The organism is Oribacterium sp. C9, assembly GCF_002007235.1.
GTDB lineage: Bacteria > Bacillota > Clostridia > Lachnospirales > Lachnospiraceae > Oribacterium.
Window position 1 is genome coordinate 56631 of sequence record NZ_MUHW01000014.1, and the last position, 21948, is coordinate 78578.

A 21948-nucleotide genomic window follows, 5' to 3' on the forward strand; every position below is an offset into this window, starting at 1 on the left:
TTTGGATATTCAACTGTTAATATCTGCCGCTGATGTCGCTGACACCGGCGGCACAGTGTATGAACCATCAATTCAGGATGGACTTGAACTGACATTAAGTCGAAAAGGAAGTCCCGGAAAGCTACAGTTCAAAGCTATCGGGGACAGTGTATTGAAAATTGAAGAAGGAAACGCAGTCAGGCTGACAGTAAACGGAACACCCGTGTTTTACGGATTTGTGTTTAAAAAGAAGTATGACAAGAATCGGATCATGACTGTTACGGCATACGACCAGCTCAGATATCTGAAGAATAAAAACACTTATGTCTATGAGGGGAAAACGGCCACACAGTTCATTCAGATGATTGCGGATGACTTCAAGCTTCAGGTCGGAACATTGGAAGATACCAAATATGTGATTCCATCAAGAGTGGAAGAAAATACCACATTGTTTGACATGATCGGCAATGCACTTGACCTGACGCTGCAGAATAACAAAGAAATGTATGTGCTTTACGATGATTTCGGAAAGCTGACTCTGAAAAGCCTTGAGAGTATGCGCATAGGCGATGCCGCATCAGGTCAGTTTTTGATGCTGGATGAAGAAACGGGTGAAAACTTTGATTATGAATCGTCCATAGATGACAACACATACAATAAGGTCAAATTGACCTACGACAATGATCAGACTGGTAAACGTGATGTTTACATCACGGAAAGCAGTGAAAATATAAATAAATGGGGCGTCCTACAGTATTTTGACACTATAAAAAAGGGTGAAAACGGGCAGGTAAAAGCCGAGGCGTTATTACAGCTGTACAACCAGAAGACGCGGAAGCTTAAACTGACAAAACAGTTCGGCGACTGCCGTGTAAGAGGCGGCTCGTTGGTCGTAGTGAATCTGATGTTGGATGATTTTCAGATCAAAAATTTCATGCTGGTAGAGCAGGTGAAACATACCTTTAATCATGGTGAGCACTGGATGGATGTAACACTTCGAGGGGGTGAATTTGTTGGCTGATGGAACTGAACTTGTAAATGCAATGAAAAAGGCAGCGCTTGATGCAATGGAAGCTAAGAAACCGGTCAATATTGTGTTTGGAACTGTAATGAGTGCAGCACCGCTCGTTATAGTGACTGAACAGCAGATGATGCTCGGTCAAAATCAATTGATTCTATCCCGCAATGTGACAGCCTACAATGTTCCGGTAGCGGTCAACTGGACTACCGGAAGCAAAGAAGGTCATACACATCCTGTTTCGGGTTCCAAAGTCTTGACCATCAACAATGGGTTGGTAGTTGGTGACAAGGTTTGGATGATACGCGAGCAGGGAGGTCAGAGATTTCTCGTTGTTGATAGGGTGGTGGGAGTATGATTCCGTCAACATCCGGATTCCTCCAGCAGGATTTCACGGTTACGGAACAACCAACCAAAACATACCGGATGGACATTCAGAATGAAGATTCGGTAAAAGGCTATACTGATGAGCTTGAAGCAATGCGACAGGCTAACTATAAAATTTTAAACACTGAACGGTATAAATACGTCATGTACCCATGGTCATATGGCTTTGAGGTCAATGATCTGTTCGGGGAACCTGTAAGTTACGTGTGTCCTGAGCTGGAGCGCCGGATCACGGAAGCACTTCTTACCGATACCCGCAATACAGAAGTAAGCGACTTCGAATTTGATACGACTGCTCGGCACACAGTCAAAGCGAAATTCGTAGTTCATACCGTTTATGGCGACTATGAAGAAGAAAGGACGGTAAACATCTGATGTATGAATCAGTAACGTATGATGTGATATTGCAGCGGATGCTTGACCGGGTATCGGACAAACTTGATAAAAGACCAGGTGCAGTAATTTGGGATACACACTCGCCGACAGCCATTGAGCTACAGGTTCTGTATATAGAGCTTGATCAGATTTATAAAGAGACCTTCGGTGATACTGCATCCCGTGAATTCCTCATCAAAAGAGCTAAAGAGCGTGGTCTGTCGCCGTATCCGGCAACCAGTGCCGTTTTGCGTGGTGAATTCACACCGTCAACTATTGATGTTATCGGAAAGCGATTCAACCTGTCATATCTGAATTATGTTGTTACAGAGAAGATTTCTGACGGTGTTTATCAGGTCACCTGTGAGACACCCGGCGAATCAGGCAATCAGCATTTCGGTTCCTTGGTTCCCATCGATTACATTGACGGACTTGAAACGGCAACATTAACAGATGTGCTGATTCCCGGTGAAGACGAAGAGGATACCGAAGAGTTCAGAACACGATATTACAACTCTTTCAACGATCTTGCTTTCGGTGGTAATCTTACGGATTACAAGAATAAAGTAAAAGCTTTATCTGGCGTGGGTGATGTAAAGATCACGAGAGTATGGAATTCAGACATACACCCAGCGGACATGATCCCGTCATCCGCTGTTCAATCGTGGTATTCGAGTTATATTGAGACTGTCAGTGATGCAGATGTCAAATTATGGCTACAGACAGTCTATGCAGCAGCTCTCAACAAAAAACTGACCGTTGGCGGTACGGTCAAACTAACCATCATTGCATCTGACTACAGCGTTCCATCCAGCACACTGATCAATACAGTACAGACAGCTGTGGATCCGGAGCAAAACGCCGGTGAAGGTGTTGGATTTGCACCGATCGGGCATGTAGTAAATGTAATAGGTGTGAGTGCTACTGCAATTAATATCACAGCACACATCACTTTTAGCGATGGCTATTCATGGGATACACTTGAAATCTCTGTAAAGAATAGCATTTCCGCATATCTTCTGACCTTGCGTCAAGGCTGGGCGGATGAAGACAGCACTACTGTCAGAATAGCGCAGATTGAAAGCTGTATTTTAGGAACCACAGGTGTGATAGATGTTTCAAATACAACTATCAACGGTGCGGAAGAAAATCTGACATTAGGAAGGGATGAAGTGCCTGTGCTTGGTACGGTGACACCTATATGATAAGAGAAGTTGACCTTAATTCCTATTTACCGCCTTATTTGAAGGGATATAAAGAAATTGCAGAAGCGTTAAAAGCAGAGGATCCTGAATTCGGGTTGCTCTGGGAGCAGGTAGACAGACTGCTTAAAAATCAGTTCATAGAAGATGCTGACGAATATGGCATTTCACGGCGCGAAGAGATCCTCGGCATTTTGCCATCGAATTTAGATACGCTTGAATCACGACGCTCAAGAGTCCAGACACTATGGTGGAATCCAACACCATACAGCATCAGAGCATTTACGGCGAAGATTGCGGACTTGTGTAGTGAGAATGGTTATGAAATCGATAAGTCGAAGTTACAGGAATATTGGCTTGGACTTACGACGCATCTGTCGAAATACGGACAGCTTGATAATCTCAGACAGCTTGTTGTTGGAATGCCGCCTTGCAATATGGTGGTTGATGTTATCAATGAAATTGTCACGCAAATCTGCGCTGCTGTTGTATATGCCGGAACAGTCCTTACGGTCGGTTCTGTACAGCATCTTGATAACGATATCCACTCGGACGATGAGCTCTATATCAATCCTAAGGCCCTTGTAGCTGCAGTCGGCGAGATATACGAAGACTGTGAGGGCAATTTCGCGCGTGCTGAGCATGAAGATCTGACCACGAAAGAGCAGTGTGTAGGAACAGGAATCACCTGTGGCATGGCAACAACATTGAGTATGTAAAGAAAGGGGATGTGAATAAATGGCAATTTTTACGCAGGGCGTTCTTACCAAAAAGGGACAGGCTCTGATTGCAAAATGCGAAGCATCCGGTGATGGTATCAGCATCACAAAGGTGAAGACTGGTTCGGGTGTTCACAATAATGTCAGTGCTGAAACATTGGAACAATTTACTGCACTCATCCATGAGGAGCAGAGCTTCGGCATAAGTGACCTGGCAACAATTGAAGGAAATAATGGTGTGGCTGTTATAACGGCGGTGTTGAATAACCGTGGGTTAACACAGCTTTATTACCTGAATGAGCTCGGAGTATATGCTGAAGATCCGGACGAAGGTGAAATCCTTTATCTTCTTCTGGTAACAGAGACGAACAGCATGTATATGCCGCCCGAGAACAGTAGCGGAATAAGTACCATCACTGAAAGAATCTATGTTGAGGTGACTAACGCTCAAAGAACCACTATAAATTATGACGGAGCTGTGGTTTCGGCAACCGAGTTCATAGCTTTACGTCAGATCGTGAATTCTGTCATACAGCATCTTACAGGTGGAACTGCCGGACAGATGCTGTATAAGACGGGTTCTGAAGATTATGCGTATGAATGGGACGATAGTAATGTTATTACGGATTCATATGCGAATTTCCCTGAGGAAGGGCGCAGTGATGCGGTCTATATAGACAGGGATTCTTCGGAAATCTATGTGTGGAAAGTCATTAACAGTGGAACAGGAGAGATGGGATACTTCAAACTTCCTCTGGGCGCTGAGGCTTCACAAACATTACAGAGTCAGATAACCACCAATGCAAACAATATTGCAGCGCTGACAACAAAACTACACGAAACCGTTGTGACAGTCACTGCTAATGGGTGGGTTCAGGGCACACAGGACGATGAGGTGATATTCACCAATGAGATCACGGTGAGCGGTATGACTTCCAATGTTGCATTGAACGTATATCCGGTAACTCAGGCGGATACGATTCAGGGTATCGAAGCCGAGAAAAAGGCTGCCAACATGTTCTGTGGACGTGGAATAGCAGAGAGCGCGACCGGTAAGATTGTTCTGACTATTCCCAAGAAGAAGCCGGCGGTAGATTTTGGTCTTGGTTTTACGGGGGTATAAGTCATGAGAGCGAATATTATTTATGGTGGCGGTGATTCGGTCGATTACGATGAGCTGACCGCCACAAGATCAGATGTCCCTGAAGGGCTTACATTTCTCGGGCATAATTCGGATGGAGATCCTGAGACGGGTGAGCTCCCAAATATGCAGAACATGCACAGTGCTCCGGGATATTCTGAGAACCGTCCGGACATCCCGATACATCAGGCAACATTTATTGGATATACGCTTGATACTTCCGGTGATGAGAAGATCGTGTTCACTGTTCCACACGGCGTATACCCTGGTGATGACTCAGCGTATGTAGGATGTGATCCAGAAGATATCGGTCTAAATGCCGATGTTATAGCCAATGGTCACGAAACTGCCGGTATAGTGGGGACTTACGGTTCTGACGGTAACCTTCAGGCGAAACATCTGATAACGGGCGAAGTTGGCTACGGAGCGAACGGGAAAGTTATAGGTTCGGCTGCAAACCGCGGTGCTGTCACAAGAACTCTTTCAGCTGGGGAAAGCTACACCATCAATGAAGGATTCTTTTCCGATGGAAAGATTACAGCGAAAGACCTTACATCACAGACCGTGGGCACAGCGGCCGCGGGAAATATCCTGAAAAACTTTATCGCATGGGTGAATGGCACAAGAATCGTCGGGACGATGAAACATATCACAGACGATGCATCTATCACATATACGTCTGACAACGGAACGAAAGTGGTGGTCGGTGATGCCTGCTTTGTATCAAAGAACAGCGATAATGTAGACCGCTTTCAGGTGCGATACAACGGCACACAAGGATTCATCACTCCTAATACGCTATTTGCAATAGGGCTCGACAAACTTCGTTCTGCGCTTGAACTAACGGCCGCAAAGATAAAGAAGGGCGAGAGCATTGCCGGAATAACCGGAACATGGTACGGGAATAAGAAGGCAATAAAAGCTTTTGCTGCGCGCGGATTCGGAACATCTTCAAATAGCTGGATAACATCGGACAGCGAATCCTTTACAATGCCGGCAAACGGTACGGTCTATTATGGCGGTGCTACTGGTGATTACAATGGTTCTGGCAGTGGTACTTGTCGGATTTATAAAAATGGTACAGTCGTGGATAACCGCGATGTTACTGGAAACAGCTATAACTGGCGCGGTACCATGGTAAATAAATCATTCTCAGCTAATGCCGGAGACGTGATTACAGTAGAAGCTACTGCGCCATCAGGATCCACCGTATTATGTTTCATACAAGCAGTAATAGTTTATTAACCCCGGACGACTCCGGGGTTTTTGATTTGAAGAAAGAAGGTATATAAAATGGCTGAATTCAAACAGGGCGTATTGACTACAAAAGGTTTGCAGCTGATAGCACTTGCACAGGCCGGGCAGACCAGTATTCAATTCACAGGATTTCAGGTGGGAGCCGGAGATTGGGGCGCGTCTCCGACATTAGCACAGCTTCAGGAAGCGACCGCCTTGAGATCAAGTAAAGGTTCGTTTCCAATCAGCAGATCCGAGTATGTTAACCCGGCGACTACAAAGCTTACATTGGTCGCTTCAAACCAGTCAAACACTACCGGTGGTTATTACGTCACTGAGGTCGGTATATTCGCAAAATGGACCGATAACACATCGTTTCTGTATGCGATATATGTGACAGAGCAGGACAAAGCAGACTGGTTCCCTGCTTATAACAGTATTACACCGTCAAGTATCACTTATAGCGTTCCTATTACAGTGGCGAATGCAACAACGGTTTCCATCGATACATCAGCCGCCGGCATAGCGACCGAAGATGAAGTGCTACAGCTACAGGCCGATGTTGCGGATATAAAGGGATTCATCGGTTACAGCAGCAATCATATATTCGGTCTTGAAGTTGATTTTGTTAATAAACGCTTCACGCGTCTCGCTGGGGCCTTTGGCAAAACGCCAGGTGCGGATTTCGATGGTGTTCATTGCTTTGGCGGCAGAAGACGATGCAATGTCACAGACGGCGGTGTTGTAGTTGCTTATTATGGCGATGATGCATATACCGAGACCGGAGCTTTGGAAGTTGCTGTTACAGTTGGTGAAGTAGAATATGCTATTGGGACAGCTGTTCAGGTCATGGTCGAACAGCCTAAGTTTTATTACAAGGTCGTACCTCTTGATCTGGAAGAAATTAACGAAGGCGACGGTGCAGGCTATCATGCACGAAAGCTTAGATATTATGTTTGTGATGAACCCGAAACAGGCTTCAAAATTCATCCAGCTTTTGTTCGCGACGGCGTAGAAAACGATCTGATATATCTGTCGGCATACGAAGGATCTACTTATGATGTGTCTGAATCTGCTTACGTGACTGATGATGGTGGCTCGGTTGATTTCACCGCTAGCACAGGTGATATGCTTGCATCTATTGCCGGAGCAAAGCCGACATCAGGACTTACAAATGCCGGTGCAACAAGGGCAGGATTCAGAACCCTTGCAGAAAATCGAGGCACTGGTTGGGAACAGCAGTATGCCGCAACTGCATCTGCGTCACAGCTCCTTATGATGATCGAATATGGCACATTGAACATGCAATCCGCCATCGGACTCGGCGTCGTAAGTATCACAGATGATTCGAATTACAACTGTGCATCGTTGACCGGCAGTACATCGTCTTTAGGTAATGCTTCTGGACGTGCCGCATCTACCGTTAACACACAGGGTGAAACATCGACAACGGAAACAGCAGACGGCAAAACTGCTGTAACATACCGTGGAGAGGAAAACTTTTACGGTAATATCTGGCAATGGTTAGACGGAATGAATATCAAGAACCCGGCAACATTTGCTGATGGAGATATAACAGAGCATGTTTATGTCGCCGATCATAGTTTTACTGATGATTCGGAGGCATCACCTTATGTTGATACCGGAATTCATCCATGCTACACCACAGGCGGATGGATTAAAGCATTTGGCTACAGCGAAGACTTTGATTGGTTATTTATTCCGACACAGGTAGGTGGCGGTGCAAATTCCAGCGTTCCTGTAGGCGATTATCTTTATAACCAAAATTCAGGGTGGCGTGTCGCTAGGCTGGGCGCTCAATGGGGTGGCGGCTCGAAGGCGGGCGCTTTCTATCTGCATTTGACTGACTCGTCGGTCGATCGTCATCGGCATATCGGCGGCCGTTTGGTGTATATCCCCTCTGGATCAGCTGCATAATAAGAAAAAGAAAGGTGAAAAAATTAATGAAAGTATATCCAAAGACACGAAGCAATGCACAGCCTGATGTGAAAGTTATTGATGAATATTCAGTCTGGGTTGCATCTGATATCCAGCAGATTTCTGAGCCCGGCACTACAGAGGAAGATTCCGGTTTTGAGGGATATGAATATACCCTTACGCAATACGACAAGGACGAGTATATCAGACTTATCGATGATAGAGCTGCCGAACTGGAAGAGGCTCTGACCGATACAGAGACAGCGCTCACAGAACTGTACGAATCCATCATGTAAAGAAAGGACGGTGGGGAATATGTCAAGAGCAATGGCGAAGGTTTATGCAAACCTTATTATCAAAGGGGTTAAGACGATCAATGATGTTCCGGAAAAAATCAGATCGGAAGTGGTGGAAGTTCTTATCGAAATGGGGCATGAGGAACTAACAAAAGGGTGACAGTTAAAAGCCAAGTGGGCAGAAAGGGTTGTATGAAGCAGATATTATGTACTCTTATAGGAATGGTTGGAAGTATAGCGGTATCGCTGCTGGGTGGTTGGTCACCAGCCTTGCAGTATTTAATTCTTGCGATGATTATTGATTATATCAGCGGTCTTATCGTTGCAGGAGTTTTTCACGCATCGAAGAAGACGCAGAACGGTGCACTTGAAAGCCGCGTCGGATGGAAAGGGCTTTGCAGGAAGGTGTTCACACTTTCATTTGTGGTCATAGCAAGGGGTGTCGATATTTATCTTGGAGTTGATTATGTGAAGGAAGCAGTCATCATTGGATTCTTTACAAATGAAGTCATCAGTATCGTGGAAAATGCCGGACTGATGGGCGTTCCAATGCCGGTTATCGTCACCAGAGCTGTTGATCTGCTTACAACAAAGGCAGAAGCGAAAAAAGAATAATTTTATTGAAGTCCCGGTGTTTAACAGCACCGGGATTATTTATAGGGGGTGTGACATGAAAACCAGCCAGGAAGGCATAGACCAGATAAAAGAGTTTGAAGGCTGTTCTTTAAAAGCCTACTGGGATTATAAAGATTATTCCATCGGGTACGGACATCTTGGAGCCAAAGCAGGGCAGACCATAACAAAAGAGCAGGCAGAAGCGCTCCTCATGGCAGATCTTCCGTCCTATGAAGCTAAAGTTAATAAATATGATTCTATATATCACTGGACACAGAACGAGTTTGATGCGTTGGTTTCTTACGCTTACAATATTGGTTCCATCAAGGGGCTTGTGGATGATGGCAAGCGCTCAAGGGCTGAGATCATTGCTGACTGGCCGAACCATGACATGGCCGGAGGAAAGCATCTTGAAGTACTCAAAAAGCGGAGGCTTAAAGAACTGGCGCTTTTCACGAAAGGAGGAGACATGACGACATACGGAAAGAAAAGTATATTCGAGATGATAGAGGTTGCAGAGCAGTGTCTCGATTATCTTGAGAAGGCTACACTCTCAGATCTTGGAGATCTTACACCTGAAGGCAAGGTGAGAAATGCCGGATATAACAATTACACACTGTACTGGAAGTGGTACAACGAACTCACGCAGAAGAACTACCAGGGCGAACCGTACTGCATAGCATGGGTATGTCTTCAGTTTGTGAGAGCCTTCGGAAGCGATATAGGTAAGAAGCTTCTCCTCGGTGAGATATACATCTATTGCCCGACAGCCTATACGAATTTTAAGAATGCAAGACAGACATCCAGCACTCCGCACGTAGGAGACATTGTACTGTTCTGGAATAATTCCCTGGGCAGATATGCACACGCCGGACTTGTAGTGAAGGTGACCACAAACGGATATGTGACCTATGAGGCAAATACTTCATCCGGAAACAATGTTGTGGTGCGTAATGGCGGAGCCACAACACGGAAGAGCTACACCACAGGAGCAAACAAGGTTATTTTCTTGCGTCCGAATTATGCTGCTTATGGAATATCTATGGAAGCTGTCGAAGATGATTTTCAGAGTTATCCGGTACAGACAGGACAGATCGGCATCCATGCAAATGTGTCCATGAATGTTCGCTCAGGACCGGGTGTGAAGTATGACAAGGTTGGAAGTGTTGCTGAGAATAAGTATTTCAAGATCGACAAGAAGGCATTCGATGCAGACGGTACAAGATGGCTGCATTCCGAAGAGCTGGGCGGATGGGTATCCGGAAAGTATCTTGAAGGATGGATCCAGGAAGAGAGTGGCAAGTGGTGGTACCTGCTTTCGGATAACAAGTGGTATGTTGACCAGCTCGCAGTGATAGACGGACTGATCTATCTGTTCGATTCTGCCGGATACATGGTGACCGGAGAGACCATGGTGACATTAGTGCCGGATGCTTCCGGAGCTATCAGCCTGAAGGGAAAAGATAAGCAAAATTAATTGACTGATATTTAACTTAAAGCACTAACTAAAAAATTAAGTGAAATACATTTAAGTTAATTACAGATTGATTTAAGTTACTTTTGAATTATTGTGTCGATCTCGTGATTTTCTGTCCGATTTCACGAGATTTTCACGAGATAAAAAGCCGTTAACATTTGCAGACATTAAGATTTAAGGCGTGGGATTTCTCTCACGCCTTATTTTTGATTCTGTCTAACTGTACTTTGAACTATAGTATGATAAAGAGTAGTACACTGTCCGTACGATAATTCTTAGTTGCAAAAGATATTAGAATTGATTATAATCCACAAAATAATATTTTAAGAAATAGCTCTTGACTTTTGTGGTACAATTAGCTTATTAGAAGATTTTATTAAAGTCTATTACATAAAAATGATATAGACAATTATTAGAGTTTATCGCATCAGTTAAGAAACTAGGAAGGAGGAAAAATGCAAAAGTTAAGTGACAAGCATCTTGTTCAACTAATTGACGATTTTGCGTCCTTTGCTAGAAAAGAAATCCTTGGGGATGACTTAAAAAATAACAGATTATTCGATAAGGTTCAAGAAAGCGGAGTGAAACTATTTGGGATGTGCAATGATAAGTTCGACGGAATGTGCCTTTGGAATTCAGACAATAAACAGCCAGAAATATACTTAAATGTTGATCAGCCCAAAAATCGTAGACTTTTCACCTTAGCGCATGAACTTGGACACCTTTTTATAGACTATGGTTGGGCTCCAAACAAAAGCAGCATCAATAGTAAGGAAAAAGTACTATCAGTAAGCTTTAGAGATAAGGATAAATCTCAAGATACTGAAAATATAAATGAACGAATAGCAAATGAATTCGCAGGAGCATTTTTAATGCCAGAACAATTGGTAAAAAAAGTAATTTCAAGCCAGCAAGATCCACATGAAAAAATAGATAAAGTTGTGGAATATTTTGGAGTGACTGATAAGGCTGCCCTCAATAGGCTTATAATGTTAGGAATGGTTAATTTATCAAATGGAAAATAGCTCTATCGATAATCAATTTGATTCATTTTATAAAAAGATACAGGAGATAAATCGGCAGGCAAGCGAATATAAACCATATTTAGATGTTGATGAAGACGATATTAGCAAGGTATTTTCGAATGCTTGCGATTATAATTCGATAGAAAAGATAGAACGATCAGCAAAGGCTCATCGTCATGAAATTGTCAACAATTTGATTGAGAGCCTTTTAAAGCCGTTAAGTAACGAGCAAGAGAGCAAAAATTTCTATAGAAAAGTAATTCTAATAGTATTTTCGTTCTTCTTCCTTGGGGTAACGGTAGTAACTTTTGTGCTTTTGTTCATATTCTCTCAAAAAGGATTCAACAAATATACTGTAGAAGTGTCCAATATATTGATAACTGGCCTTTTTGTAAATATCGTAGGGCTTGCAGTTATTATATTCAAGTATTTATTCGATGATAAAAACTCGCTTCTTAAGGATATGATTCAATTAATAGCGAATACACTTAAAGGCGATTATGAGAAAGACAATTCAGGAAATTAGCATTGTAATTTAAAGGGGCCATAAAATGGTGTACGGCCAAATGCAGATGTGAATTTTTTGCAGGTATTACAGAATGCGTTAAAAGCAAAGTTGAATATGGAATGAAAATTGCCCAGCGGATTGCCCACCAAGGGAGGAGAACCGCATAAACACTGGATGGAAATGAAAAACGAGACAGGTTCGATCCCCGTCTCGCGCTTCTCAACTCCCAGAGGATTTCCTCTGGGAGTTTTCGCGTTCGACAGGGATCGAACCCAAGGGTTCGTCTCGGCTACCGCCTCGGTCGGCGCTGAGCGCATGCCAAAGGGCATGCAGCGCCCCCGTCTCGCGCTCTCACAGATGAATGGCTTAAAACCGTATGGAACATTGGCTTTCCTAAGGTTTTAAGCTATTTTTGTTTTCGCAGACGTTAATATTTTTTTTGTAAAGCAACAATTGTTTTGTTAAGATATGTCGGTTCTATATTTTTGAAAGAGGTGCGTTTATGGATAAGAAAATAATCGAAGAAAAAGCGCATGAGGTGTTGGAGACTGTAAAAGATACCGGCGATGCAGCAGTTGAGATAATCAGATTGGCTCAGACGCTTGGATTTGTAGTCGGGAATGCGATCTTTCATGGAGACGAAGACGGCTTTATAGTTGTCAAGGAGGGAGCAAGAGAGATCTTCGGACAGGAGACGGATAAATTAATAGGCGTAAGAGCTGATTGCAGTACTGAATGGAAAAGATTTATCATTGCTCATGAGATAGGTCACTATATATTGCATTATAATAGTGCTGAGAGCAAAGGCTTATATGCTCATAGAGATCACAGAAAAGGAAAGGGTCCTATAGAAAATGAAGCTGATTATTTTGCCGCCAATTTATTGATGCCTTCAGACAGATTTATCAAGAATTATGATGAGCTGTGTAATCTTTCAAGAGAAGAAAAGATACTGATTCTTGCCAAAAGGTTCAATGTAACAAGAAAGATGGTTGAACGAAGGTTTGAGGAGTTAAAACTCGATGAAGCGGTATGAGGACTTTCCTGAATCTTATTCCAGAATCAAACAGTCCCTGGGAAGAATTGATGGAATAGGCAGTGATGACAACATAAGTAATCCTTACATAGACGAATATACAACAAAAGAGCAGCATAGGCAGACAAAAGAAAGATAGAGATGCAGCAGAAATTGACAAAGATCATTTAGACATTAAGGAAATAGACGAATTGTAACAAATGCTTACAGAAGAAAAGTCCCTCACATCACTGTGAAGGACTTTTTTATATTGCAGCTGCCGGCTCGGTCGGCGCTAAACACATGCCAAAGGGCATGTAGCGCCCCCGTCTCGCATTCGATTTGATGAATAGCTTGAAATCGTTTGGAATGTTGAAAGAGTTTTTGCTTGTCCATCGGGTGGGGGCTATTGATATGTGTCTGACTGAATATGACGAAAAAACATTTGTAAATGGCATAAAGGAAGAAGGGCAAAATGATATATATAATAAAGTATGAAGATTTTCTTCCATATAACTAAAGGATTTTGTCCTGATAGTGAAAATGTGACGGTACTATGATAAATTTAATTTTGCAGTTATGATCGGTGAGATCTCGGCCTTTGACAGGTGCATCATAATTAAATCCAAAGAAGGGTTATGTAGAAGTGGAAACGGATTCTAAATGGACTCTGGATGAGTTATACACCTTTAATGAATAACAGTTTAGGAGATCAGAGGATGATTACATACAAGTGCAAGAGCTGTGGAGGCCAGATGAACTTCGGCAGTTCCATAGGGCTTAAGTGTCCATACTGCGGAGCCCGGGCCTTTTTGTCTGATGAGGATTACAGAGGTAATGAGAGGTTCAGGAAGATGGTACTTCGTTTCTACGAAGCAGAAGCGGAGAAAGGAGATATTGATTACAGTACAGATAAACTCTTTACATGTAATCGCTGTGACACTTACATCATGGAGAGTGGCCATGCTTTGAACGTGGAGTACATGAAAAAGTATGAGAAACATGGTTTCGTGTTTTATGTAGCGAGAGAGTCTGTGGTTTACGTTTTTGAAAACAGCATTGAGGCCGGAACCTTTTCGGATAAACTCAAGATGCTGGAGTTTCCGGCAGCTGATATGAAGCTGAAACGTTCTTTCCCTGAGATCAGGATGGAAATCGGATTGAAGGATGGTAAAAAGGCACTGGTATTTGTAAGGAGACCCAACTGTTATCCGGCGGAGATGTTCGCTCCATGGGAGTCGGTTCATCTGGCCTGGGTTATTTCCAGGATGGAAAATATTTGCTGTGCTCTCAAGTATTCAGGGCTGAGACATGGGGATATTACTCCCGATACAATTTGGGTCAATCCCTTCACTCATGAGGGGATACTTTTCGGAGACTGGCGAGGTGTAACCCGGGGAAACGATGATGCAGATTTGAAAGCCCTGAGAAAGACCGCTATCGCCTTGGCTTCGGATACCAGAAATCCTGAGGAGCTGTACAGGTTTTTAAATTCTGCACCTGACAGGGATGCATACTCTGATTTTGAGAAGTGGGACAGAGTGATCGAGACAGGCTTCGGAGGACATAACTTCAGACAGATGATGGTTAGTGGGTAAGCAAATCCAGGATAGATGATAACAAAAAACAAAGGAGAGTATAGATTATGGGATATGGTAGTTATACGGCCAGTGACTGGTCAAAACTGAAATCAAGCAGGAAGCTGTCAAAGGAGCAAAGTGTAAATGAGGTCTTCAAAAGAACCGAATGTAATCCTAAATTTGATCCACGGTTCATAGGAACACGTGAATGTTTCGACTCCGAAGATCATCCCAACACTACACCCATCGTAGTCGGCCTGGATGTTACCGCTTCTATGGGATATCTGGCGGTTAAGGTTGCCACAGAAGCTCTGAACGAGCTTATCACCAAGTTGTATTCAACTAGTGCCATAGAAGATCCGGCTCTGATGTGTGCGGCATACGGTGACTATAAAGATACTTCACCGCTTCAGGTAACACAGTTCGAGTCAGATATACGTGTGGCTGAACAGCTTCTGGAGATTTACTTCGAAAACCATGGAAACGGCTGTGTCGTTCCAACCTGTCTTTGGGAGTTTCTTTCCAGACACACAAACATCGATGCCGTCAGAAAAAGAGGCGAGAAGGGCTTTCTGTTTACCATAGGAGATGGAGCGGATATCAGAAAAGCATATGTGTCTGAGACCATAAAAAGGGTAGTGGGAGATGATGTTCCCGGAGCCTCTGTGGAAAGCCTTCTTTCAGAGGTTCAGGAGAAGTTCCATGTTTTTCATATCATGATAGACGGGGAAGGAAATAAAGACATCCTGACGGGTCATAAGATCAACATAAGTAACAGAGATGTTAATGTCATTCCGGATATCATACTTGGTGTCATCAGGCTGCAAAAGGGCGAGAGACTTCAGGATATTCTTGCACCTTTCGATGATGCGAAGGGACCTATGATACGAAATGCCCTGGTACAGCTTAGCCTGTATGACTTTGGGCGAGACATTACTCTATGAGAACTGTAGCGGTAGTAGGAAAGAATTTCGGCGATGAGGGAAAGGGTCTGGCAGTGGACTTCCTTTCCCTTAATTCCTGTAAAGCCCTTGTGGTGAGACACAACGGAGGTGCACAGTCAGGACACACGGTTCAGCTAAGGGGAGAAATTCCGGCTGAAAAAGGAGGGACTTGTGAGGAAAAACGATTTGTATTTCATGAGCTGTCCTCCGGTTCTATCCGTCATGCGGGAACACTTTGGATAGACAGCTTCTATCCGGATCTATATAAGCTGGGAGAAGAAATGTCTGATTTTTTCGAAGAGTTTGGATTTGTGCCTGAGATATATGCCATGGAGGGAACCTGTGTAACGATTCCCGATGATGTACTTCTCAATATGGCGCTTGAAAGCTCAAGGGGAAGCGACAGACACGGCAGCTGCGGAATGGGGATAAATGAGTGTGATATAAGAACCGGGGCCGGTTTTGGTCTTTCTCTTCGTGAGATTTCAGATATGGATTCTGAGGGATTGTATCGCAGGCTTACAGAGATAAGAAAGAATCACACCGCCATGAGGCTTCGGGAGATAAGTAACGGACTCACGGCACAGGCTTCCGGTTATATAGAGCTTCTAAGAAATGAAAATGTGCTTGGAAATGCAGCGGAAACAATGGTCGAAAACTTTAACCATATAAAGCTTCTCTCTGATGCAGCGCTGAAACATCTGCTCGATGATGTGGATACGCTTATCTTTGAATCGGGGCAGGGATTGCTGCTGGATTGTGATAATGAGAGATTTATGCCGCATGTGACAGCTTCAAAAACCGGAATATATAATCCCTGCAGATTCCTGAAAAGACTGGGACTTCATCTGGATGAGGTGATTTATATATCCAGAGCTTATGTTACGAGACACGGAGCCGGCGAACTGCCCTGTGAGTGCTGCAGGGAAAGGCTGGGAGTGATACAGAAAGACCGGACAAATGAACCGAACGAATGGCAGGGACATATACGATACGGCACGCATGTTGATGAAGAGGACTTCGTCACATCGATAAGAGATGATATGATAAATAATTCATATAACAAGCTGAAGGTTTCCCTGCTGTTGACTCATCTGAATGAGACGGAGAACATGATTCTATTTAAAGACCGGAATATGACCATCAGTGAATTTCGTGAGAGTCCTCCCATAAAAGGTCTTTTTTCCCATATTTATTTATCTGATACACCATATGCTGAAGATGTCACTAAAGCGGTGAGCAACTAAAGCCTGCCATTGAGTGGCATCTTTTTTGTGGATTCATCTTAACACAATCTTTACAACTCTGTTTTATATCTTCACCCTGTTTTAACAGGATTTCTGTCATACTGAGATCATAGAAGTAAATTACTTCATTACGATTGGAGCCAGGTATGATTTCCGGAAAATTTTTCAGGTTCAATGTTTCCAGCTTTCAGTTGATACTGATGAGTTTCATGCTGGTTATATTTATAGGTGGTGTGTTGCTGTCACTTCCATTTGCCTCATACGGCAGTGATACTACATTTCTTGATGCGCTTTTTACAGCTGTTTCTGCTGTATGCGTGACGGGACTTGTGGTGCATGATACGGCAACACACTGGACACTTTTCGGCAAGGCTGTGATCCTTATCCTCATACAGATAGGAGGACTCGGAGTTATAACCGTCAGCATATGGTTTCAGCTTCTGGCAGGCAGGAAGATAAATCTTTTCCAGAGACTCACCATGCAGGATGCCATAGGAGCCTCACAGCTGGGAGGGATAGTCAGATTTACACTATTCATGCTGAGGGCAACACTTATCACAGAGCTTGTGGGAGCGGTACTTCTGTTTCCTGTGATGATAGGGAGGTTCAGCTTCGGAAAGAGTGTGGGAAATTCCATTTTCTATGCGGTGTCAGCTTTTTGCAATGCCGGTTTTGATCTGGCGGGAACCTATAGCTCACCATATCAGTCTCTCACGGGCTTTGCAGGAGTGCCTCTTATAAATCTCGTTATCATGCTGCTGATAATAGTTGGTGGTATCGGTTTCGGCATACAGTCTGACATACTGGAGAAGAAGGGAGATTTCCGACACTTCCGACTCCAGACAAAGATGGTTCTGATCGCCTCGCTCATACTCATAGTGTTTCCGGCTGTATACTTCTTCTTCGCTGATTTCGGAGGAGAGGACTGGCACATCAGGATACTTAAGTCACTTTTTCAGTCAGTAACCACCAGAACAGCCGGCTTCAACACCGCAGATCTCACGGCCATGAGCGAAGGAAGCATGATCCTCATGATATGTCTCATGCTGATAGGCGGTTCGCCCGGTTCCACAGCCGGAGGTATGAAGACCACCACCTTCGCGGTTCTTGTGGTCACCATGTTTCACTCCCTGAGAGGAAACGACACCATCACAACCTCCGACAGAACACTGGAGACTTCAGCCATATTTCATGCCATCACACTTATGATGCTGTATGTGGTCCTCCTGTTTTCCGGAACCCTGATTATAAGCGGTGTGGAAGGACTGCCGCTTCTGGATACAGCCTTTGAGTGTGCGTCGGCTCTCGGTACCGTAGGGCTTACGAGAGGCATCACACCCACACTTGGTACATTATCCAAGCTCATTCTTATGGGCTTTATGTATTTCGGAAGAGTAGGTGCCCTGACCATCTTTTATGCCGCTCCGGATTTCTACAAGGCAAAGCCGGCGGTGCAGTATCCAAAGGAGAGCATCATGATAGGCTGAGGCGGGAACACTTATATCATAATAAAATCTGACAGGAGCAGACAGGAAATGAAAAACGTTTTGATCATAGGCATGGGAAGATTTGGTTATTTTACCACGAAAAAGTTAAAGGAGCTGGGAATGCAGGTCATGGCAGTGGATCGTGACGAGGAGAAGGTCTCTTCGGTTATACCCTTTGCCACCAGGGCACTCATAGGTGACTGTACCAGTCAGAATTTCCTGAGCGGTATAGGTGTGGGGAATTTTGACCTTTGTATAGTTGCCATCGGAGATGATTTCCTTGCTTCCCTGGAGATAACTTCACTTCTTAAGGATCTAGGAGCCAGATACGTGGTGGCCAGAGCCTCGGGAGAAAAGGAGGAGAAGTTCCTTTTACGAAACGGTGCAGATCATGTGGTATTTCCTGAAAGGGAGATGGCGGGCTGGACGGCTCTCAGATTCAGTTCGGAACAGATCGTGAATTACATAGATGTTACAGAAGGTTATGCCATAGTCGAGGTTACCATCCCAAAGGACTGGCAGGGAAAAACAGTAGGTGAACTGAATATCAGAAATCAGTTCGGTCTGAATGTTCTCGGAATCCGTGACGGTGCCGGAGAGAAAAAACTTGCCATGGATATAGCTCCCGGCTCTGTACTGCATGAGGGTGGTAATGTCCTCGTCTTGGGGCCTGTGGTAAGGATCAGAAAGGCATTTAAACTCTGAGAAGGAGGGAGATATGAATGATTGGCTTTTATTTTTCGGATTTATACTCCTTAATGCTGTATTATATAGGGTGATAACCCGTCAGATAGAAAAAGAGTTTGGTATCATAGAGGATGAGGCAACTGAGATATCAGAAGTACCGGAATCAGGAGAAGAAGCTAATAACAGTCATGCAAGAGGAACCAATAAAGCAAAGCAGCTTATCGAAAAAATCAAATATTTTGGTATGCATTTCCGGGTCGCCAAGTAATCCGAGAGTCATAAGGATCGCAGCCCGTAACGCTACTCTCACCGGCAGCAGTCTGACTGCACTCTACGTAAGAACCAGAGAAGGTACTGCAAGTACTGCTCTTAAGGAGAACATAGAGCTTTCAGAATCCCTGGGAGCTACCTTCAGGGAGATATACGGAGATGATGTGATCGTGGCTATAGCCGAGTATGCCGGCACCCATGATATCACCGATCTTTATATAGGTATGAGCGGTCAGGACAGGAGGCAGACGGTTTCCAAAAAGCTTACGAAGCTGCTTCCCGACATAGACATTCACATCATACCGGATGAGAGGAGTGAGCTGAGACCTTCCGGTATCAGGAATCAAAGCAGAAAACAGAAGTATATAGTTACTGACACCCTTAAGCTCCTTTTCATCATGTCGTCAGCAACGGTGGTGTCCTTCCTGTTTTATCATTCCAGCTTCAGTAACGCCAACATCATCACTGTGTATATCATGGCGGTGCTGGTAACTTCCATACTGACTTCGGAAAAAAGATTCGGTGTTCTGGCAGCAGTCATGTACATACTGCTTTTCAACTTTCTTTTTATCGAACCCAGATTCACCCTGAGGGTGTATGACCCCTCCTACATGATGACTTATGTGGTGAGTATCTTTGCTGCGGTGCTGACAGGAACCGTTTCCGCCCAGCTAAAGGAGAGCATGAAAAATGCCACGGACAATGCTTATCAGGCAAGAGTTCTCCTGAACGCCACAAAGCTTCTGGAAAAGGCGGAAACAGAGGATGAGTTTTTTTCCATCACGGTGAACCAGCTCATACAGCTTTTGGGAAGAGACATCGTTCTTTTTTCAATCGCTGACAACAGGCTGAAAACGCCGGTATACCACTATGTAAAAAATAAAACCGAGTCCACCGGCATGGCGGAAAGTGATATGGAAATCGCGGATTGGGTATATAAAAACAGGACACGGGCCGGGGCTTTCACCGGCCGTTTTTCTGATTCCTCCTTTCAGTTTCTTGCCATGATGACAGGAATGGAGGTTTACGGTGTTATAGCCATAGATATGGATGAAAGAGAATTTACTGAGGTGGAGCAGACCATACTTCTGTCTATCATAGGAGAATGCAGTATCCGTATGGAAAACCGCAGGATCGCCATAGAGCGTGAAAAGGCGATGATCCTTGCAGAAAGTGAGCGTTTCAGAGCAAATCTTCTGAGATCCATCTCCCATGACATCAGAACCCCGCTTACCTCCATATCCGGAGATGCCTACACTCTTATGAACAGCGAGAGTGAACTGTCAGGGGAGGAACGGCACAGGATTTACACGGACATTTACGATGATTCCATGTGGCTGATAAATATGGTTGAAAATCTTTTGTCCATCGGTAAACTAAATGAGGGCGTGAAGCTGATGAAAACTCCGGAGGTGGTGGAGGACGTGCTGGAGGAGGCTCTGAAGCACGTGGACAGACACGTGAGTGAGCACAGAATCATTAAGAACTTTGATCATGAGTTCCTCATGGCGGAGATGGACACCAGACTCATCATGCAGGTGGTGGTAAATATAGTAAATAATGCCATCAAGTACTCTCAGACAGGATCGGATATAGTTGTATCTGATGAAAGAGAGGGAGAGTATGTGGCAGTACGGATAGAGGATAACGGACCCGGGATAGCTGATCATGTTATACCTCATATCTTTGATTCATTTTACACCGGTCATAATCGGGTTGTGGATGCGGGAAGAAGTCTGGGACTGGGGCTCAGCCTTTCAAAGTCCATCATTGAGGCCCATGGAGGTACTATCGAAGCCTACAGGGTGAAGCCTCACGGCGCCGGCTTCTGCTTTAGGCTGAAGATCATAGAAATATAGACCTCTAAGGAATATCCGGATTAATCGTCATTTTCATAATTTTTATAAACCTGTGATCAGAGAGAATATTCTGTGCTACCTGGATGCTAAGGGCTGATAAGGACAGGTGCCGGCCCAAAATACGTTTTTAAAGGATTTTATATGACAGAAAATATACAGATTCTCGTTGTAGAGGATGACAATTCAATCAGAAACCTCATATCTACAACATTGAAAATAAACGGATACAGATATGAAACAGCTGCAACCGGGGAGGAGGCGCTGGGGAAATGTGTTATGCTTCATCCCGATGTCATGCTTTTGGATCTCGGACTTCCCGACATGGACGGTAATGAAATCATCCGGAGCGTAAGAGAGTGGTCCACCATGCCTATCATCGTGATCAGCGCCAGAAGTGAAGACTCCTCCAAGGTTCAGGCTCTGGATCTGGGAGCAGATGACTATCTGACGAAGCCCTTTTCCACTGAGGAGCTGATCGCCAGACTCCATACAACTCAAAGACGCTTGTCGTATCTCAAGCGTCAGGAGCAGGAGTCCCCCGTATTTACAAACGGTGATATGTGCATAGATCTTTTGAAGGCGGAGGTTCGGATCAGGGACGAGGTGGTACACCTGACGCCTACCGAATACAAGATTCTGAAGCTTTTGTCTGAAAACGTGGGTCGGGTTCTGACCTACAATTATATGACTGATCATATCTGGGGCGGTGAACTGAGCTCTGATAAGGTATCCCTCAGAGTTCATATAGCTACACTCAGAAAAAAGCTGGGGGATGCGGAGACGGAGCACCCTCAGATAGAAACCCACATGGGCATAGGCTACAATATGATAAGGTACAGTGAAACTTAACCAGGTGCCACCGGTACTGTGGTGCTGCCATAGATACAAGTCTCTACAAGATATGTCAGCAATGCGGCGGCCCCTATGATGACAATCCCGAGTG

24 protein-coding genes are annotated in these 21948 nt (G+C 44.3%); all 24 read left to right on the forward strand.

Annotated elements, in window-relative coordinates; genetic code table 11:
* Window position 1 precedes the first annotated feature (1 nt).
* Window positions 2-1000 carry an XkdQ/YqbQ family protein gene (locus BXO88_RS09875; RefSeq protein ID WP_139355566.1) on the forward strand — a complete coding sequence of 333 codons (999 nt, stop codon included), beginning with the start codon at window positions 2-4 and terminating at the stop codon, window positions 998-1000.
* Complete coding sequence (locus tag BXO88_RS09880; protein ID WP_242945193.1) at window positions 984-1355, forward strand: DUF2577 domain-containing protein; 372 nt, start codon at window positions 984-986, stop codon at window positions 1353-1355. Before BXO88_RS09875 ends, BXO88_RS09880 begins: the two co-directional genes overlap by 17 nt.
* The gene (locus BXO88_RS09885) at window positions 1352-1759 is read left to right on the forward strand and encodes a DUF2634 domain-containing protein (protein WP_078037568.1); all 408 of its coding nucleotides are present in this window, start codon (window positions 1352-1354) and stop codon (window positions 1757-1759) included. The genes BXO88_RS09880 and BXO88_RS09885 overlap by 4 nt, the downstream gene beginning before the upstream one ends.
* Window positions 1759-2964: a baseplate J/gp47 family protein gene (locus BXO88_RS09890; RefSeq protein ID WP_078037569.1), complete on the forward strand. Its 1206-nt coding sequence runs from the start codon at window positions 1759-1761 to the stop codon at window positions 2962-2964. Before BXO88_RS09885 ends, BXO88_RS09890 begins: the two co-directional genes overlap by 1 nt.
* On the forward strand, window positions 2961-3680 hold the full coding sequence (locus BXO88_RS09895) for a putative phage tail protein (RefSeq protein WP_078037570.1): 720 nt from the start codon (window positions 2961-2963) through the stop codon (window positions 3678-3680). The genes BXO88_RS09890 and BXO88_RS09895 overlap by 4 nt, the downstream gene beginning before the upstream one ends.
* 19 nt (window positions 3681-3699) lie before the next feature.
* Entirely contained in the window at window positions 3700-4803 is a 1104-nt protein-coding gene (locus BXO88_RS09900; RefSeq protein ID WP_078037571.1) for a phage tail-collar fiber domain-containing protein, read from the forward strand.
* Window positions 4804-4806: 3 nt separating this feature from the next.
* Entirely contained in the window at window positions 4807-6066 is a 1260-nt protein-coding gene (locus BXO88_RS09905) for a hypothetical protein (RefSeq protein ID WP_078037572.1), read from the forward strand.
* Between the two features lie 72 nt (window positions 6067-6138).
* A complete protein-coding gene (locus BXO88_RS09910; RefSeq protein WP_242945194.1) occupies window positions 6139-7995 on the forward strand; it encodes a phage tail-collar fiber domain-containing protein in 1857 nt (618 codons plus the stop codon).
* 26 nt (window positions 7996-8021) lie between these two features.
* Window positions 8022-8291, forward strand: coding sequence for a hypothetical protein (locus tag BXO88_RS09915; RefSeq protein ID WP_078037574.1), 270 nt, complete (start codon window positions 8022-8024; stop codon window positions 8289-8291).
* 19 nt (window positions 8292-8310) lie between these two features.
* Window positions 8311-8451 carry a CD1375 family protein gene (locus tag BXO88_RS16530; protein WP_168171675.1) on the forward strand — a complete coding sequence of 47 codons (141 nt, stop codon included), beginning with the start codon at window positions 8311-8313 and terminating at the stop codon, window positions 8449-8451.
* 32 nt (window positions 8452-8483) lie between these two features.
* The gene (locus BXO88_RS09920; RefSeq protein WP_078037575.1) at window positions 8484-8906 is read left to right on the forward strand and encodes a phage holin family protein; all 423 of its coding nucleotides are present in this window, start codon (window positions 8484-8486) and stop codon (window positions 8904-8906) included.
* 55 nt (window positions 8907-8961) lie between these two features.
* Window positions 8962-10383, forward strand: coding sequence for a glycoside hydrolase family protein (locus BXO88_RS09925; RefSeq protein WP_078037576.1), 1422 nt, complete (start codon window positions 8962-8964; stop codon window positions 10381-10383).
* 455 nt (window positions 10384-10838) lie between these two features.
* Window positions 10839-11408, forward strand: a complete 570-nt coding sequence (locus BXO88_RS09930) for an ImmA/IrrE family metallo-endopeptidase (protein WP_078037577.1) — start codon at window positions 10839-10841, stop codon at window positions 11406-11408.
* Window positions 11398-11934, forward strand: a complete 537-nt coding sequence (locus BXO88_RS09935; RefSeq protein ID WP_078037578.1) for a hypothetical protein — start codon at window positions 11398-11400, stop codon at window positions 11932-11934. Before BXO88_RS09930 ends, BXO88_RS09935 begins: the two co-directional genes overlap by 11 nt.
* A gap of 484 nt (window positions 11935-12418) precedes the next feature.
* Entirely contained in the window at window positions 12419-12952 is a 534-nt protein-coding gene (locus tag BXO88_RS09945; RefSeq protein ID WP_078037580.1) for an ImmA/IrrE family metallo-endopeptidase, read from the forward strand.
* The gene (locus BXO88_RS16535) at window positions 12939-13091 is read left to right on the forward strand and encodes a hypothetical protein (protein ID WP_168171676.1); all 153 of its coding nucleotides are present in this window, start codon (window positions 12939-12941) and stop codon (window positions 13089-13091) included. Before BXO88_RS09945 ends, BXO88_RS16535 begins: the two co-directional genes overlap by 14 nt.
* A 559-nt stretch (window positions 13092-13650) precedes the next feature.
* A complete protein-coding gene (locus tag BXO88_RS09950) occupies window positions 13651-14529 on the forward strand; it encodes a hypothetical protein (RefSeq protein ID WP_078037581.1) in 879 nt (292 codons plus the stop codon).
* A gap of 47 nt (window positions 14530-14576) precedes the next feature.
* Window positions 14577-15455 carry a hypothetical protein gene (locus tag BXO88_RS09955; protein ID WP_078037582.1) on the forward strand — a complete coding sequence of 293 codons (879 nt, stop codon included), beginning with the start codon at window positions 14577-14579 and terminating at the stop codon, window positions 15453-15455.
* Window positions 15452-16702, forward strand: coding sequence for an adenylosuccinate synthetase (locus tag BXO88_RS09960; protein WP_078037583.1), 1251 nt, complete (start codon window positions 15452-15454; stop codon window positions 16700-16702). The genes BXO88_RS09955 and BXO88_RS09960 overlap by 4 nt, the downstream gene beginning before the upstream one ends.
* Window positions 16703-16848: 146 nt before the next feature.
* Window positions 16849-18189, forward strand: coding sequence for a TrkH family potassium uptake protein (locus BXO88_RS09965; protein WP_078037584.1), 1341 nt, complete (start codon window positions 16849-16851; stop codon window positions 18187-18189).
* Between the two features lie 48 nt (window positions 18190-18237).
* Complete coding sequence (locus BXO88_RS09970; RefSeq protein WP_078037585.1) at window positions 18238-18894, forward strand: potassium channel family protein; 657 nt, start codon at window positions 18238-18240, stop codon at window positions 18892-18894.
* A 13-nt stretch (window positions 18895-18907) separates the two neighbouring features.
* Window positions 18908-19144, forward strand: a complete 237-nt coding sequence (locus tag BXO88_RS16540) for a hypothetical protein (RefSeq protein ID WP_168171677.1) — start codon at window positions 18908-18910, stop codon at window positions 19142-19144.
* The gene (locus BXO88_RS09975; RefSeq protein ID WP_168171678.1) at window positions 19116-21005 is read left to right on the forward strand and encodes an ATP-binding protein; all 1890 of its coding nucleotides are present in this window, start codon (window positions 19116-19118) and stop codon (window positions 21003-21005) included. The genes BXO88_RS16540 and BXO88_RS09975 overlap by 29 nt, the downstream gene beginning before the upstream one ends.
* Before the next feature lie 141 nt (window positions 21006-21146).
* The gene (locus tag BXO88_RS09980) at window positions 21147-21854 is read left to right on the forward strand and encodes a response regulator transcription factor (RefSeq protein ID WP_078037587.1); all 708 of its coding nucleotides are present in this window, start codon (window positions 21147-21149) and stop codon (window positions 21852-21854) included.
* Window positions 21855-21948: the final 94 nt, after the last annotated feature.